The sequence below is a fragment of the Erwinia billingiae Eb661 genome (assembly GCF_000196615.1).
Classification (GTDB): domain Bacteria; phylum Pseudomonadota; class Gammaproteobacteria; order Enterobacterales; family Enterobacteriaceae; genus Erwinia; species Erwinia billingiae.
Window position 1 is genome coordinate 4,165,537 of the sequence record NC_014306.1, and the last position, 15,476, is coordinate 4,181,012.

Sequence of the window (15,476 nt, forward strand, 5' to 3'; positions counted from 1 at the left end):
GCGCTGAGCAGCAATAAAAAAGCGGGCAACCTGTTGGGGTTGCCCGCTTTTTTTGTCGCTTACAGCCCGATGACGCGTTTCATCGGCAGGCAGGAATCGCGCAGGCGCGTCAGCCAGCGGGCGATCTCTGCGGCCACCTGAATCGCTTCCTGCGCATCACTCTTCACCAGCTGGATAAACTGGCCGGGCTGAACCTGCGCCAGACGCCACAAATCCTCTTCAATGATCCCGGCCACTTTCGGATAGCCTCCGGCGGTATTGGCATCACTGAGCTGAATAATCGGTTCGCCCGCCGGTGGCACCTGCACAATGCCCGGCACCAGCCCGTAAGATCGCATTTCCACCACGTTGTCCGGCAGGATCGGTTCGCCCGCCAGACGATAGCCGGTGCGGTTGCTCTGCATCGACACCTTCCAGCTCTGCTGCCAGAAGCGCGCATGATCGGCGGCGAACAGCGCGTATTCTCCGGCCGGAATCGCACGCAGCTGCACCACGCCGCTGGCGCTGGTTGGAAACGCGTGCGCCATGGCGACCGCAGGCGGCTCAATACCCATTCCGGCGGCCGGCAACGCCAGTGAAAGCGTCTCGCCCTGCGGCAGCCGATCGCCCTTCTGCAACGGTCGGCCTTGATGACCGCCGAAATTGCCACGCAGCGCGGTGCTGCGCGAGCCCATCACCAGCGGCACATCAATGCCGCCCGCGACGCACAGATAGCTGCGCGCGCCCTGACGGGGAAAGCGGCACTCCAGCTCCTGCCCCGCGCGCACCGCGCATCCCCACCACGGCGGCAGGTCAACGCCATCAAGCTGCGCACGGCAGTCTGCGCCGGTCAGCACGATGCTGGTATCGGTCAGAAAGCGCACGCGGAACGGGAACATCTGCACCTCAATGCAGGCGGCGTTTTCGTCATTGCCCAGCAGGATATTGCCGGCCCGTAACGCCAGTGGATCCATCACGCCGCTGACCGAGACGCCAATATGGCGGTAGCCGTTACGCCCCAGATCCTGCACGGTATTGAGCGCGCCGGTTTTAATCATTTCAATCACAGTTCAATCCTCGCAGGGATAAAGCGCACGCTGTCGCCCGGTGCCATTAACGCAGGATTTTCTGCATGGGGATCGAAGACGTTAAGCTCCGCAAACCCCAGCGCGTTCCAGCCGTTCGGCCCGGTCAGCGCGGAGACGCCCGCCTGCGCGCCGCCGATGGTCACCGTGCCTTTCAGCATATGCAGCGAGGGGACTTTTTTTCGTGGCGTGGCCAGCGAGGGATCGAGGCCGTGCAGATAGCCAAAGCCCGGCGCGCTGCCCAGCGCAAATACCGTGTAATGGCCGTTGGCATGACGCCGCACCACTTCCGCCGCCGTTAAGCCGGTGTGCTGGCAGATAGCCTGAAGATCGGTGGCATGTTCGCCGCCGTAAATCACCGGGATTTCGATCAGCTTGCCGTTAGGATCCACCGCTTCGGCCTTGTCCCACAGCTCGCTGAGCATCCGCAGCGTGGCGTCGTAATCGGTCGGCGTTTGCACAAACACCACCAGCAGATTGGTGACGCCGGGGATCAGCGAGTCAACGTCCGGGCGGTCGCTGAGCGAGGCCGCCAGCGACCAGATCCGCCGTTGCGCCGGCAAATCAAAGGCACCCGGCGCTTCCACCAGCCACGCACGGCTGCCGATGGTCGAGATCTTCACCCGGTCGCCATGGCCGTGCAGATGAAAAGAGGCGCTCGAAGGCGCCTCACGTAACCGCATCGTCATCGATTATTCCAGAGGTTCGAATTTCAGGCTGGACAGCGGCTGCACCTTCTCTTCGCGCACCATTTTGTAGTCGGTGTTGGGGCCAATCCATTTGTCCCAGATTTTGTCGATGGTGCCGTCATCGTCCATCGCTTTCAGGCTGGTATTCACTTTGGTCAGCAGCGCGGGCTCGCCCTGCTTCATGCCAATGCCAATCGGCTCCAGCGCCATTGGCTCTTTGATCATCCCCAGCTCGATGCCGTCTTTGCCGGCCTGGGTAATCATCTTGATGCCGGTCATGGTGTTGGTGACAAAGCCAACGGCTTTATTCTGCTCCAGCGCGAGGAACGCCGAGGCCGCATCCTGGAAGGTTACCGCTTTGGCGCCCGCCAGATGGATTGACTGCTCGGAAGTGGTGCCTTTGGTGGCACTGATGCGCTTACCTTTAAAGTCGGCTTTGGTTTTGTCGACGTCCGGCTTTTTCACCACCAGCATCTCTTTCGCCACGTAGTACGGGTCGCTGAACTGGATCTGCTTGCCGCGCGTTTTGGTGTACGCCAGGTTGGCAATCAACACATCGGCACGGCCGGTGGCAATCACCGCGATACGGGCTTCAATCGAGGTCGGCATCAGGTTGAGCTTTAGCCCCATCTGCTGTGCCAGCGCGGTACAAAGGTCAACATCCATTCCCACCAGCTGGCGGGTTTTCGGGTCCGGTGATGAAAACGGAGGAACGTCTGAGTAAACGGCACAGTTCAGCTGACCGCGCGCCTGGATATCGGACAGGGCATCGGCCTTAGCGGAAGAAAACGCCATCATTAATGGCAGTGCAAGTACGGAACAAGACAGTAGCTTCAGTTTCATCAGTAATTCCCCGGTCGGTAGCGATGACTTTCGTCCCCTGGCTCAGAATGAGCAAAAATAATGGGTTTGGCAGCGTTTTTACGGTGGCGGCTTTCGGCACCCTGATCTGACTATATAAGCCGCGTTTTGCCTTGTATAAGAGGGAAACCCTGTGTGGGGATATGCATTTTATATGACAGAAAATAACCTGCACGCTCTAAGGTAAAACGGACTTCCCCGTGGCGGGAACCGGGTTGCACGATGAAAAGCGAAGGTAATGATGAATTCCAAACTGGGTGTGTTGCTGAAATTACTGTCAGCCCTCTGCGCGACATTAATGCTGGCCTGCGTCAAAGGGCTGAGCGGCACCATTCCGACCGGTGAAGTCATTTTCTTTCGCTCGTTCGTCGCCCTGTTTCCGCTGCTGATCTGGCTGAAAATGCAGGGCAATATTCTGCCGCAAATCAAAACGCGGAATATCTTCGGCCATTTGATTCGCGGCTTTTCCGGCACCGGCGGCATGTATTTCAATTATATGGCGCTGGTCTATCTGTCACTCGCCGACGCCACGGCCATCAGCTACGCCGCGCCGCTGTTCACGGTGATTCTGGCGGCGGTGCTGTTAAAAGAGACCGTTCAGCTCTATCGCTGGCTGGCGGTGGTCATCGGCTTCTCCGGCATTCTGGTGATGCTCTCTGCCCATCTGAACGACGGAGGCTCGTTACTGGCCGGTAACGCCTTAAACCTGTCCGCCGGGTTGGGCATTCTGTTAGGGCTGATGGCCGCGCTGTGCACCGCGGTGTCGCTGGTGCAGATCCGCTTTCTGAACGGCATTGAAAAACCCGGCGCGATTGTGTTTTATTTTTCGTTGATGACCATGCTGATTGGCCTGTCGACGCTGTATTTCGGTTGGGTGATGCCGGATAGCACCCAGCTGTTGCTGTTGGTGGGCTGCGGCTTTTTCGGCGGCATGGCGCAAATTCTGGTCACCCTCAGCCTGCGCTATGCCGACGCCTCGCTGCTGGCGCCGTTTGATTACACCACGCTGGTGTGGTCGATGCTGATTGGCTATCTGTTTCTTAACAGCCTGCCGGGGTCGTCGACGATTGTTGGCGCGGTGATTGTCGCCTCGGCGGGGATCTTCACCGTCTGGAGCGAAAGGCGCAAGCGCAAGCTGATGATGATCCGCACCCTGACCTGAGTTCGCCGTGCCGACATTTACCGCTCAGCGCACAGGTTTTACTGGCAGCGCGCCAGGTCACACGTTAAGCTCTGCGCAAATTTTTACTGCCAGAACCGATCGCCATGAAAACCAAACTGCTCGCCATCCTGATCCTCGTCGTTATCGCCATTGGTCTTTACCTCGCGCTGAAGCCCCACCCACAGAATCCGCACTACTATGCGGCGGCCTGCGTGATGATTAACGATATCGGCCAGCCGAAAAACCCGGATGAATTTATGGCGAAGTTGCAGGCGGTGATCGTCAATGAAAACGCCTCCTATGCCTTTGATAAGGTGGAATTCGATCGCCATTCGGCGCAGGGTGCCAGCCAGCGTTACTACGCGCTGAGCCAGGCACAGCAGGCTGATACCCGCAAAGGTCTGGATAATTGTCTGGCGGTGATGCTGCCCGCCGCCAGGCCGTAATCGTTGAGGTTAAATGACAGGCCAATTTCTCTGGCCTGTCATTTTTATTTCAGAGACATAAATATAATTTATTAGTATTAAAGTCCTACTGTATTAAGACCGCGTCTCAGGAATAGTATCAATAGCCATAAACAGTGATGTTTTTGGGCATCCAGGATAAAGCCGACTATTTATTCAATAAGAGCGCCAAATCATTAATAACCGCTGGGCGTAATTATTCTGCGTGCATTGCGGTTAATTCCTTGTAATTCAGTTACCCCGTCTTGCAGTAATCAGAAAAAACCCACCACTGCCATACCGGAGATTTCTTTATTAGTGCCACACTTCAGTAGCTTACGCCTGATATGTTGCGGCAGGCCGCGCACCGTGGGGATGAATGAAATATCAGCACCCCAAATCAGAATAAGGCGAAATGATTACCCAGGCTTAACCACGCAGTCAGGGCATAATCTGTAAAATCCGGCCAGGCGGGCTGCGCGATATAGAATGTCAGTTAAACAATAGCCACTAAAAATAACTCACATGTCATTCAGACCCTTTTATGAAGGAGGCGATAAAATGCCTGCCGAATATTATTATGTGACACAGCAAATAGATAAATCTGATTTTCACATGCTGCATCGGGCGGGATGTCCTTCCCTGCCCAGAAAGGAGACGCTGCACTTTATTGGCAGCCTGTACGATGCCTCTCAGGCCATGACCGTGGCCAAAATGCGCGTAGGGCAGCAGGTCAAAGCCTGTTTCATCTGTTGCCGCCCGCAAAATGAGGCGAACAAGCCGTTGCCCGACAAGATGCACGCGCGGCAACATTCGGGAAAATAACACGCCTAAGGTCAATACGGGCCGGTTTCATCAGGGCGATGTCACCGGTTTGGGTCTGAACACGGGCAGGCGGGAAATCGCCTGCCCGTCACGCGTTACTGACTGACGCGGTAGCGATCCAGCCAGTGCGCATACGGTGCGGGCAGCACCCAGGACGCCTGCTCTTTCTTCAGGTCGCGTGCGGCCTGGTACGTCCAGTTCGGGTTGGCCAGATGCGCCTTGCCGACCATCACCAGATCCAGCTCGCCTTTCTCAATGGTTTGATTGGCAATAAGCGGCGCGTCAATGCCCCAGGCGGACGCCACGGCAATGTTCGCTTCGCGCTTCACGCGGACCGCAACCGGGGCCAGGAAAGCCGGTCCCCACGGAATGTTTGAGTCCGGCGTGGAGAAGCCGACGCTGACGCTCAGCAGATCCAGGCCGTTAGCGCGGAACTTTTTGGTCAGGTCGATGGCTTCGCTCAGCGTCTCTTCATCGCGGCCATCGTACTCAATCACGCCGAAACGGGCGGTCAGCGGCAGATTTTCCGGCCACTGGTGACGCACGGCATCCAGCGTTTCCAGCAGGAAGCGCCCGCGATTTTCGGCATTGCCGCCGTACTGATCCTGACGCTGGTTGGCGTGAACCGAGAAGAAGCTCTGCGCCAGATAGCCATGGGCAAAATGCAGCTCCAGCCATTCAAAACCGGCCTCACGCGCGCGGCGGGTGGCGTCGGCAAAGTCGTTGCGCACGCGGGCAATATCGGCCAGCGTCATTTCCTGCGGGACCTGCGGCAGGTTGCTGCCAAAGGCCACGGCGGACGGGGAAAGGGTCTCCCAGCTGCGCGGATCGGTTTTAACGATATGATCGTCACCTTCCCACGGCAGGTTGGCGCTGGCTTTACGTCCGGCATGACCAATCTGGATGCCAGGGATGGCACCGGCCGCTTTGATTTCGCGGGCAATCTGCGCCAGCTTTTCCGCCTGCTCGTCATTCCACAGACCTAAACAGCCCGGGGTGATGCGACCTTCTGGCGAAACGGCCGTGGCTTCCACAATCACCAGCCCCGCACCACCGCGCGCCAGGCTGTTGTAGTGCACGCGGTGCCAGTCATTACTGACGCCATCAACAGCGCTGTACTGGCACATTGGCGGCACGGCAATACGGTTACGTAACGTTACGTCTTTCAATTCAAACGGGGAAAATAGCCCTGGCATAGAAACCTCAGTAGTCGAAAACAAATTCAGAAAATAGCGGGATACCATAACGCCCAATGGCACTGCGACCTGTAGCACCAAATGCCATCGGCGGCGTTGCGCGCGGTAACCAATCCCTTTTTCCGGCAATGCTTGGTCTTTATTCGCATTTCCTCTGCCCTTCCCCTTGGTTAATTCTGTTGACCCTTATTGGTCAATTTTGAGACACACCATGGAAATTTATTGGTATTTAACCGCACCAGACGGTCACCAACCCTGGACGGCCTCCGGCAGCCGTCAGGTTAATTATGCTTACTTCCAACAGCTTGCCCGCGCGGTCGATCACCTCGGTTTTACCGGCGCGCTGCTGGCGACCGGCGCGCACGATCCGTGGATCCTTGGCGCATCGCTGATCCCCTATACCGAGCGGATGAAGTTCCTGATTGCCATCCAGCCGGGGCTGATTTCGCCGACGCTGCTGGCCAAGATGGCCGTCACCTTTAACCAGTTCTCGAAAGGTCGGGTGCTGCTGAACGTGGTCAGCGGCGATAAAAACACCCTGAGCGCCTATGGCATGCATCTGGATCATGATGCCCGCTATGCGCTGAGCGATGAGTTTTTGCAGGTGTTGCGTCCGCTGCTCAATGAGGAAAGCGTTAATTTCAAAGGGGAACATCTCGACGTTGAAAACGCCAAACTGGCGCTGAGCAACGGCGGCTATCCGCCACCGCCATTGTGGTTTGGTGGCTCCTCCGAATCCGCGCAGGAAGTGGCGGCTAAGCATATCGATACCTATCTGTCGTGGGGCGAAACGCCGCCGCAGGCCGCTGAAAAAATCGCGCAGGTGAAGGCCAAAGCCGAAAAGCATCACCGCCAGCTACGCTACGGCATTCGGCTGTACGTGATCGTGCGCGAGACCGATGAACTCGCCTGGCAGGCCGTAGATGCGCTGTACGCCACCATGGATGACAAGGCGATCGCCGCCCGTCAGCAACTTGCCAACGGTTCCGATTCGGTCGGCCAGTCGCGGATGAGCGCGCTGCATAATGACCAGAAACCGGCCGATCCGCGTGAACTCGAAATCTATCCTGGCCTGTGGGCGGGTATCGGCCTGGTCCGTCCGGGTCCGGGCACGGCGATTGTTGGCAGCCCGGAAACCGTTGAACGCACGCTGCGCGCCTATCAGGACGCCGGGGTTGAGGTGTTTATCCTTTCCGGCTTCCCGCTGCTGGAAGAGGCCTACCGGTTTAGCGAGCTGGTGATGCCGCGTCTTAACCTCAGCCAAAGCGAACAGCAGCCGGACAACAGCTTTACCTGGGGCAATCTGTGGGACCGTCCGCTGGACCCGGAGGAAAAGCCGCGATGAAAATTCGTCTGGGCAGCCACCCCAACAATCTCTCGCTGTTTATTCTGCGCCATCGTGGAGTGATTGAACCGCTGGCCGCCGAACGCGACTGGCAGATCGACTGGTTTGATTATCCGCAGGGCGCGCGCAGCGGTGAGTGGCTGGCGGAAGATCGGGTCGATATTGTCGGCACCGGCTCAACGCCGCCGATAACCGCCGGGGCGGGCGGGCTGGACGTCGCCTATCTGGCGGCCTCACCGCCGCGTGATAACAACTGCGCCTTGCTGGCGCTGAAGGGCAACGCGCTGACGTCGCTGGCCAACACGCGTCTGTCGGGCATGCCGGGCTCCTTTACCGATCATTTTCTGGCGCGCCTGCTTCATCAACAGGGCCTGAGCCGCAAGGACGTGACGCTGGTGGATATTCAGGGCGACGCGGCGCTGCACGCGCTGCTGGCGGGTGAAATTGATGGCTGGCTGGCGGTGGATCCGTGGCTGGCGCGGGCGCTGACTCACCCGTCGACAGAAGCCCGGATGTCAGTCGGCAGTCAGATCGTTAACCGCTCGTTGTTCTGGACGCGCCGCGCCTGGCAGCAGGCGCATCCCGACGCGGCCCGCTGGGTGGTTGAACAGCTGGCGCACAACGATCGCTGGATTGAGCAGAATCCGATCCCGGCGGCGCAGATCCTCAATCAGCAGCTTAACCCGGCGATCTGCCTGGCCGAATGGCAGCAGACCCTGCGCGCCCGGCCATGGGGGATCATCCCGGCCAGTGACGCCTTGCTTAGCGAACAGCAGCAGCAGGCTGATGACCTTTTTGCGGTGGGCTTTATTCCCGCTGCCGTATCGGTGTTTCCCAGGAGAAAAGCATGACCCGTTGGATAAAAAGCGCGGCCCTCAGCGCGCTGTTGCTGTGCGCCGGTGCGGCACAGGCGGCAGAGTCAATCACCCTGCGCATTGGATTTTTGCGTGGGCCGACCGATCTGGCATTAGCCAAAGAGAAAGGCTCGCTGGAAAAAGCGCTGGCGGCACATCAGGTTAAGGTGGTGTGGGCCGGTCCGTTCACCGCCGCTGCACCGGCGTATGAAGCGCTGAATGCCGGGGCTATCGACATGACTACCGGCAGCTCCACCGCCTTTGTGACCGCCATTGCCGCCGGCTCGCCGCTGCGTTTCTTTGCCTATCAGGCGATGCCTGCCGACGGTGAAGGCCTGGTGGTGCGCAACAGCAGCGAGATCCATTCGCTGAATGATTTGCGCGGCAAAAAGGTGGCGGTCAACAAAGGCGGCACCGGCGAATACCTGCTTTCACGCGCGCTAAGCAGCGCCGGCATCCCGGAAAACGCCGTGCAGAAGGTCTATCTCAGCCCGTCGGATACCGGCACCGCTTTTGTCGGCGGCCATGTCGATGCCTGGGCCATCTGGGATCCGTTCCTGTCATTGGCGCGGCAGAGCTACGATGCGCGGCTGTTAAGCAATGGCAAACAGTTGGGCTCGGAGAATGCCGCCGGCTATTTTGTCAGCGACGCGTTTTATCAGGCCCATCCTGACGTGCTGAAGTGGGTGTATCAGGTGTTGCAGCAGGAGAACAGCTGGGCCAAAGCGCATCCGCTGGAGGCCGGGAAAATCTGGGCAGCGCAGATGGGGCAAATGGGCGAGGCGCTGGCCGCGCAGTTAGGCCACGTTAACACCGTCCCGGTGACGCCGGTTGATGACGCGGCAATCGCGCATATTGAACACATTGCCGACTGGTATCAGCAGCAGGGCTTGATCAAAAGCCGCCCGGATATTCGCCAGCATGTGGTGACGCTGACGCCGTAATTTTGGCAGCCTGTGGTGATGTTGACGCCGTAGTTATGCCAGCAATGGAGGGTGCCAGGGATGGCGCCGGACTTTGCCATGCAGAATGCGGGTTTTCGGCCTGCGCCAGTCCCACTCAGGAGAAGGTGTCGAACAGCTGCTGCCGTATCCAGCGATGCCCGGCCGACGTATGGGTGCGTTCATGCCAGGCGACGGTTTTGGTAAAACCGGGGATCGCCAGCGGCGGCGCCAGCAGCGTCAGCCCGTGGGTATTCACCGCCAGCCGTTTTGGCACCACCGCAATCAGATCGCTGTCGCGCAGGATTTCCGGCAGCACCAGAAAACTGGTGACCGACAGCGTCACCTTGCGCTTCAGCCCCAACGCCAGCAACGCACTGTCGGTCACGCCGGAAAACATCTCGCCTTCGTAGGAAACCAGCGCATGATCCAGCGCGCAAAAGCGCGTTAAGGTCAGCTTTTTCGCCGCCGCCGGATGTCCCTCCCGCAGCATACAGACATACTCTTCATCGAACAGCCGACGCGCGTGCAGCTCTGGCGGCGTGCTCTCCGGCGTGACGATAGCCAGATCGATTTCCCCGCGTTCAAGCTGCTGCTGCAACTGGCGGTTTTCCACCGGCCTGACGGCGATCTGTAGCCCAGGCGCCAGCGTGCGCAACCGGGCGAGAAACGGCACCACCACCGCCCGCAGCGCATAGTCCGTCGAGGCGATCGTCAGCTGCATCTCGCTTTGCGCAGGATCGAATGCCGCGGGCTGCAGCATCCCGTCGATATCCCGCAGGATTTTTGCCACCGGCTCCGCCAGTTCCAGCGCACGCGGCGTCGGCACGATGCCGTGCGGCGCGCGGACAAACAGCGGATCGTTAAAGCTCTCGCGCAGTCGTGCCAGCATGCCGCTGACCGCCGGTTGCGTCAGCGACAGACGACGGGCGGCGCGGGTGACGTTGCGCTCCTCCAGCAGGGCGGAGAAGGCTTTTAACAGGTTCAGATCCAGCGTTCTGATATCAGCCATGGTGATAACCAAAATAAAAAACGGTGATTAGATTTATGTCAGTCTGACACGCATGCTGTGGGTTATCCACTCGCTGCAGGCAGAAACGTTGCGACGCCAGCGGGTGACTCTCTCACCACTGAACACAGGAATTTCCCATGCTTAACGCCATCATCTGGCCTGAAGGCTATCTGCCAGGCACCACCGATAACAGCGTCTCCAATGAAATCATCGTCGCCGGCATTACTGCGGCTCAGGTCTGGGCGCGGCTGAATAACACCGCGCTGTGGGCCAGCTACTACAGCAATGCCGACGATATCCGATTTCACGATGGCTCCGGCCCGGAATTGCGCGCAGGCGCACGCTTTCGCTTCACCACGTTTGGCTTCCCGGTTGAAGCGGAAGTGACGGAATACGTGCCGCCGGTGGCCGGTGAAGCGGCGCGCATTGCGTGGCATGGCTGGGTGGAAGGCGACGCGGATTCGCGTCTGGATGTGCATCATGCCTGGCTGTTTGAGGATCTGCCGGGCAACCGCGTGCGCATCCTGACCCAGGAAACGCAGATCGGGAAACCCGCGCAGGAACTGGCGCAAACCCGCCCTAACCCGATGCTGAATGCGCATCAGGAATGGATCGACGGACTGGCATCAGCCGCGCAAAAAGCCCAATAAACAGCAACATGGCGCTAAAGTTTGCCTTAGCTAAGATGTCTTTTCTGTAACATCTTCAACAAATGTCACACTTTAGTGCCCGCATATGCATCTTTCGTGTCGTGATTTGGCCGGTAATCTCTATCATGAGACCAGAAAACGACTAAAAATAATGCGATTGCCGGTTAATGAAATTCAGAAATTTTGAAGAAGAAGAAAAGCTTTTTGTTCGCAGGGCCTTAGTCGCCTTTGGGATAGTAGTGGCAGGGTTTATTACGCTGGTGGTGAATCTGTACCACCTGCAAATTGAGCAGAATCAGTATTACCAGACCCGCTCCAATCAAAATGACATCAAAATGATCCCTATCGCCCCGACGCGAGGGATCATTTTCGATCGCAATGGCATCCCGCTGGTCAGAAACGTCACCTGGCATGACATTGAAATCATTCCCTATAAAATCCAGGACATGAAGGCGCTGCTGACCGAACTGACGCCGATTGTCGACCTGTCGCCTGACGATATCGATACCTTTACCCGCGCGCTGCATGCCGGTAGCCGTTATAAACCGGTGGTGCTGAAAACCGAGCTGTCTGATGAAGAAGTCGCCCGCTTCTCGGTGAACCAGTACCGCTTTACCGGCGTTAACGTCAGCAGCTACGAAGACCGCCAGTATCCCTATGGGCCGGACCTGGCGCACGTAATCGGCTACGTGTCGAAAATAAACGACAACGATTACAAACGTCTTGATAAAGAAGGGGTTGGCGAGAACTATGCCGCCGACCACAACATCGGTAAGCAGGGTATCGAAGGCTATTATGAGTCGGTGCTGCACGGAAAAACCGGTTATCAGGAAGTGGAGGTGGATAACCACGGTCGGGTGATCCGCGTGCTGAAAGAAGTGCCGCCGGTGGCGGGCAAAAACCTCTACTTAACGCTGGACCTGCATCTTCAGCAGTATGTCGAAACGCAGCTGGTCGGTCAGCGTGCGGCGGTGCTGATCGAGAACCCCAAAGATGGCCAGGTGCTGGCGATGGTTTCCAGCCCGAGCTACGATCCCAATCCCTTTGTGAAGGGCATCAGCTACAAAGCCTATAAAGAACTGTTGGCGAACAAAGACCTGCCGCTGATTAACCGCGTGACGCAAGGTTTGTATCCACCTGCGTCAACGGTAAAACCGTATATGGCGATGTCCGCGCTGCTGACCCACGTCATTACGCCGCAAACCACCTTCTTCGGCGCACCGACCTGGACGCTGCCGGGCACCGATCGTAAGTATCGCGACTGGAAAAAAAGCGGCCACGGCACGCTGGATGTCACCCGCGCCATCGAGGAGTCGGCGGATACCTTCTTCTATCAGGTGGCCTTTATGATGGGCATCGACCGCATTCATACCATGCTCAGCCAGTTTGGCTACGGCAAACCGAGCGGCATCGATCTGAATGAAGAGTACAACGGCCTGCTGCCAAGCCGCGAGTGGAAGCAGAAGGTGCATAAAAAGGGCTGGTATCAGGGTGATACCGTCGCGGTCGGCATCGGCCAGGGTTACTGGATTGCCACGCCGATCCAGATGGTGAAAGCGCTGGATACGCTGATCAACAACGGTCGGGTGATCCAGCCGCACCTGCTGTATGAAGCCAAACAGGGCAAGAGCATCACCCCGTGGAAACAGACGTTGCCGGAACAGCAGATTGGCGATGCCAAATCGCCTTACTGGAGCCTGGTGCGCCATGCCATGTTCGGCATGGCCAATGCGCCCAACGGCACCGGCTATAAATACTTCCACACCGCGCCCTACGGCATTGCGGCGAAGAGTGGGACCTCGCAGGTGTTCGGCCTGCGGCAAAACCAGGTGTATAACGCCAAGATGATCCCAATCCGTCTGCGCGACCATATCTTCTATACCGCCTTTGCGCCGTTTAACGACCCGAAAGTGTCGATGGCGATCATCCTTGAGAACGGTGGCATCAACGGCGTCACAGCCGCGCCGCTGGCGAGGAATATTCTCGACCACATCTTCCTGCCACCGGACGTGGCCCCGATGCCGGTCACCGCCGATCCGACCAGCAACTTTACCGCCCAATAAGCCGTTTACTGCCCTGCCAGCGCGTTTGCTGGTGGGGCGATATATTCCGGTAGTTTCCAAAAAACATTCAGACATAAAATCTTCGTTAAAGAAGGCGTTACCCCTTGCCGATAAACGACAATGAGGTAATGTCTTATCTTCGTGAGGCCAGCGTTTAATGGCGACTGAATCGGTTTTGCTGGAAAGTAAATGACTAACGAACTTAGCCTGTTAAACGGGCTGCGACGCCACTTTATCCGTCATGTCGTCACGCCAATGATTCTGGTGGTGCTGTTCACCTTCCTTGCCTGTGGATTTACCGCCTGGTGGGTCACCACCATCAGCAATACCAAGGCGTTGGAAAAACAGCAGCAGGTCATCAGCAATATTTTTGCTCAGCATCTGGCTGAATATCTGCAACAGCATCAAAGCCTGTTGGGCTGGCCTGCGTTGCTGCAGCAGTTGAATGCCGCGCCGGCAGTGAGCAATCCCTTCGGACACTGGCTGAATACCCTGGCCGGTGATGGCGAAGTGTACCTGTTGGATGCGCAAAACCGTCCTCAGTCGGTGTGGCTCAAAGGCGAACGGGTGACCAGCGAGCGTTACCTCGACGTCAGAAACTCACTGCTGCCGTGGCTCGACAGCCTGCAACGTCTTTCCCGCACCGCTTCCCCGGCGTTTACCGGCGACTTTATTCGGGTCAACGGACGGGTGGCCGAAGTTGCCTTAGGCGAGGTGCCGGGCAGCGGCGGCAACAAGCTGATTTTCCTGCGCTATCTGCATTATAACTTTGTCGACTTCCTGCAACACCGTGGCGTGGTGAACGCCTTCCGCTTTACGCCCAGCTCGCCAGACAGTGTTAACAGCGCCGGTTTCCTGCTGCAATCCCATCTGAATATCCCGGTCAGCTACGTCTCCTGGCAACCGATGCGGCCCGGCAGCCAGATGCTGATGGTGACCGGACCGCTGGTGTTGCTGGCGATGCTGGCGATTACGCTGATGTGCATCAAGATGACGCGCCGGCTGTGGACCTCGTCGCTGAAGCTTTCCGAATCAATGCAGAAGCTGGAAGCCAGCGAAGCGCAGGCGCAACAGCTGGCGCTGCACGACGTGCTGACCGGCTTGCCCAACCGCGCGGCGATGGAACAACAGCTGACGCAGCGATTGAGCAACCTGTCCGCAGAGGGAGAAAATATTGGCCTGCTGCTGCTGGATCTCGACCGCTTTAAGATGATTAACGACACCTACGGCCATCACACCGGCGACGATTTGATTGTGGAAATTGGACAGCGGCTGTCGGCGCTGTTAAGGCCGGAGGATGCCGTGGGCCGGTTGGGCGGCGATGAGTTTGTGGTGGTGGTCAATCACCTGCAGGACGATCGGCAGATCACCGCGCTGTGTCAGCAGATTATTGCCTGCCTGACCACGCCGATCACCTTGCAGGGCAATCGCCTGTGGGTGGGGGTCAGCATCGGCATTGCGCTGGCGCCGCAGCATGGTACGGAGCGCCAGGAGCTGATGCGCAAGGCGGATATCGCGTTATATGCGGCCAAGGCCGAAGGACGCGGGCGCTACCATATGTTTGTTCCGGCGCTGGACGATGCGCTGATTAAGCGTCAGCAGCTGGCAGAAGAGTTGCGGCTGGCGCTGGAAAACACCTGCGGGCTGGCGCTGTGGTATCAGCCGATTATGGATATCAGCGGCACAAAAATGCTCGGCATTGAGGCGCTGCTACGCTGGCAGCATCCGACGTTAGGGCCCGTTTCCCCTGCCGATTTTATTCCCATCGCCGAAGAGACCGGGCTGATCATTCCGCTCGGCGACTGGGTGCTGCAACAGGCGGTGAAGCGGGCGAAAACCTGCCCGCATCTGAAGATGTCGATCAACGTGTCGCCGCTGCAATTCCTCGCCGGTGATTTTATTGCCCGCGTGAATGAGATTGTGCAGCAGCATGACGTTAACCCACGGCAGATTGAGCTGGAAGTGACCGAAGGCGTGATGCTGGAAGATAAGCAGCAGGCGCTGCATACCATTCAGACGCTGCGCGCGGCGGGCTTTAGCATTGCGCTGGATGACTTCGGCACCGGCTACTCCAGCCTGAGCTACCTGACGCAGTTCCCGGTGGATACCCTCAAAATTGACCGCTGCTTTACCCAGTTGCTGGGGATTCAGGCGCAGGCCAACACCATCGTCTCGTCGGTGATTAAGCTTGGCCACTCGCTGGGCCTGTCGGTGACGGCGGAAGGGGTGGAAACCGAGGAGCAGCGGCTGGCGCTGGCCGCCGCAGGTTGCGATAAGCTGCAGGGCTTCCTGCTCAGCCGCCCGCAACCCGCAGACGTGCTGTTCGCCGCCGAGGCGGTGTAACCGGAACGGCAAGATTAGCCTCAACAAG

General features: G+C 58.2%; 14 protein-coding genes. 9 read left to right on the top strand and 5 right to left on the bottom strand.

The annotated features are described in order from the left end of the window. Nucleotides 1-59: 59 nt before the first annotated feature. From EBC_RS20450 to EBC_RS20460, 3 genes are read right to left on the bottom strand one after another with little or no spacing between them, the layout of a single operon-like run. Nucleotides 60-1,046, bottom strand: a complete 987-nt coding sequence (locus EBC_RS20450; protein ID WP_013203762.1) for a 5-oxoprolinase subunit C family protein — start codon at nt 1,044-1,046, stop codon at nt 60-62. Continuing rightward, on the bottom strand, nt 1,043-1,747 hold the full coding sequence (pxpB, locus tag EBC_RS20455) for a 5-oxoprolinase subunit PxpB (RefSeq protein ID WP_049789672.1): 705 nt from the start codon (nt 1,745-1,747) through the stop codon (nt 1,043-1,045). Before pxpB ends, EBC_RS20450 begins: the two co-directional genes overlap by 4 nt. A gap of 9 nt (nt 1,748-1,756) precedes the next feature. Beyond that, nucleotides 1,757-2,596: an ABC transporter substrate-binding protein gene (locus tag EBC_RS20460; protein ID WP_013203764.1), complete on the bottom strand. Its 840-nt coding sequence runs from the start codon at nt 2,594-2,596 to the stop codon at nt 1,757-1,759. A 259-nt stretch (nt 2,597-2,855) separates the two neighbouring features. Between EBC_RS20460 and EBC_RS20465 the strand changes: the two genes are divergently transcribed. From EBC_RS20465 to EBC_RS20475, 3 genes are all read left to right on the top strand, one after another. Then, nucleotides 2,856-3,776, top strand: a complete 921-nt coding sequence (locus EBC_RS20465; RefSeq protein ID WP_013203765.1) for a DMT family transporter — start codon at nt 2,856-2,858, stop codon at nt 3,774-3,776. Nucleotides 3,777-3,880: 104 nt separating this feature from the next. Continuing rightward, complete coding sequence (locus EBC_RS20470) at nt 3,881-4,222, top strand: hypothetical protein (RefSeq protein ID WP_013203766.1); 342 nt, start codon at nt 3,881-3,883, stop codon at nt 4,220-4,222. 558 nt (nt 4,223-4,780) lie between these two features. Next, nucleotides 4,781-5,044, top strand: coding sequence for a hypothetical protein (locus EBC_RS20475; RefSeq protein ID WP_013203767.1), 264 nt, complete (start codon nt 4,781-4,783; stop codon nt 5,042-5,044). A 95-nt stretch (nt 5,045-5,139) separates the two neighbouring features. Here EBC_RS20475 and EBC_RS20480 read toward each other — a convergent pair whose 3' ends face one another. After that, complete coding sequence (locus tag EBC_RS20480; RefSeq protein WP_013203768.1) at nt 5,140-6,240, bottom strand: NADH:flavin oxidoreductase/NADH oxidase; 1,101 nt, start codon at nt 6,238-6,240, stop codon at nt 5,140-5,142. Between the two features lie 211 nt (nt 6,241-6,451). Here EBC_RS20480 and EBC_RS20485 point away from each other — a divergent pair, with 211 nt between their 5' ends. From EBC_RS20485 to EBC_RS20495, 3 genes are read left to right on the top strand one after another with little or no spacing between them, the layout of a single operon-like run. Next, nucleotides 6,452-7,585 (top strand): LLM class flavin-dependent oxidoreductase, encoded by a 1,134-nt coding sequence (locus EBC_RS20485; RefSeq protein WP_013203769.1) that lies wholly within the window; start codon nt 6,452-6,454, stop codon nt 7,583-7,585. Next, on the top strand, nt 7,582-8,436 hold the full coding sequence (locus EBC_RS20490) for an ABC transporter substrate-binding protein (RefSeq protein ID WP_013203770.1): 855 nt from the start codon (nt 7,582-7,584) through the stop codon (nt 8,434-8,436). The genes EBC_RS20485 and EBC_RS20490 overlap by 4 nt, the downstream gene beginning before the upstream one ends. Beyond that, entirely contained in the window at nt 8,433-9,383 is a 951-nt protein-coding gene (locus EBC_RS20495) for an aliphatic sulfonate ABC transporter substrate-binding protein (protein ID WP_013203771.1), read from the top strand. The genes EBC_RS20490 and EBC_RS20495 overlap by 4 nt, the downstream gene beginning before the upstream one ends. Before the next feature lie 115 nt (nt 9,384-9,498). Here EBC_RS20495 and EBC_RS20500 read toward each other — a convergent pair whose 3' ends face one another. Next, a complete protein-coding gene (locus tag EBC_RS20500; protein WP_013203772.1) occupies nt 9,499-10,392 on the bottom strand; it encodes a LysR family transcriptional regulator in 894 nt (297 codons plus the stop codon). Nucleotides 10,393-10,529: 137 nt separating this feature from the next. Here EBC_RS20500 and EBC_RS20505 point away from each other — a divergent pair, with 137 nt between their 5' ends. The 3 genes from EBC_RS20505 (at nt 10,530) to EBC_RS20515 (ending at nt 15,448) form a co-directional block, all read left to right on the top strand. Then, nucleotides 10,530-11,042: an SRPBCC domain-containing protein gene (locus EBC_RS20505; protein ID WP_013203773.1), complete on the top strand. Its 513-nt coding sequence runs from the start codon at nt 10,530-10,532 to the stop codon at nt 11,040-11,042. A gap of 167 nt (nt 11,043-11,209) precedes the next feature. Beyond that, nucleotides 11,210-13,105 carry a penicillin-binding protein 2 gene (gene mrdA, locus EBC_RS20510; RefSeq protein ID WP_013203774.1) on the top strand — a complete coding sequence of 632 codons (1,896 nt, stop codon included), beginning with the start codon at nt 11,210-11,212 and terminating at the stop codon, nt 13,103-13,105. Nucleotides 13,106-13,294: 189 nt separating this feature from the next. Then, nucleotides 13,295-15,448 carry a putative bifunctional diguanylate cyclase/phosphodiesterase gene (locus EBC_RS20515; RefSeq protein ID WP_013203775.1) on the top strand — a complete coding sequence of 718 codons (2,154 nt, stop codon included), beginning with the start codon at nt 13,295-13,297 and terminating at the stop codon, nt 15,446-15,448. Nucleotides 15,449-15,476 lie beyond the last annotated feature (28 nt).

Excerpts from the sequence above, each read along its gene's own strand:
- mrdA (WP_013203774.1), top strand. The coding sequence starts at position 11,210 with ATGAAATTCAGAAATTTTGAAGAAGAAGAAAAGCTTTTTGTTCGCAGG.
- EBC_RS20515 (WP_013203775.1), top strand. The coding sequence starts at position 13,295 with ATGACTAACGAACTTAGCCTGTTAAACGGGCTGCGACGCCACTTTATC.
- EBC_RS20460 (WP_013203764.1), bottom strand. The coding sequence starts at position 2,596 with ATGAAACTGAAGCTACTGTCTTGTTCCGTACTTGCACTGCCATTAATG.
- EBC_RS20485 (WP_013203769.1), top strand. The coding sequence starts at position 6,452 with ATGGAAATTTATTGGTATTTAACCGCACCAGACGGTCACCAACCCTGG.
- EBC_RS20470 (WP_013203766.1), top strand. The coding sequence starts at position 3,881 with ATGAAAACCAAACTGCTCGCCATCCTGATCCTCGTCGTTATCGCCATT.
- pxpB (WP_049789672.1), bottom strand. The coding sequence starts at position 1,747 with ATGCGGTTACGTGAGGCGCCTTCGAGCGCCTCTTTTCATCTGCACGGC.
- EBC_RS20490 (WP_013203770.1), top strand. The coding sequence starts at position 7,582 with ATGAAAATTCGTCTGGGCAGCCACCCCAACAATCTCTCGCTGTTTATT.
- EBC_RS20500 (WP_013203772.1), bottom strand. The coding sequence starts at position 10,392 with ATGGCTGATATCAGAACGCTGGATCTGAACCTGTTAAAAGCCTTCTCC.
- EBC_RS20480 (WP_013203768.1), bottom strand. The coding sequence starts at position 6,240 with ATGCCAGGGCTATTTTCCCCGTTTGAATTGAAAGACGTAACGTTACGT.
- EBC_RS20475 (WP_013203767.1), top strand. The coding sequence starts at position 4,781 with ATGCCTGCCGAATATTATTATGTGACACAGCAAATAGATAAATCTGAT.
- EBC_RS20505 (WP_013203773.1), top strand. The coding sequence starts at position 10,530 with ATGCTTAACGCCATCATCTGGCCTGAAGGCTATCTGCCAGGCACCACC.
- EBC_RS20495 (WP_013203771.1), top strand. The coding sequence starts at position 8,433 with ATGACCCGTTGGATAAAAAGCGCGGCCCTCAGCGCGCTGTTGCTGTGC.
- EBC_RS20465 (WP_013203765.1), top strand. The coding sequence starts at position 2,856 with ATGAATTCCAAACTGGGTGTGTTGCTGAAATTACTGTCAGCCCTCTGC.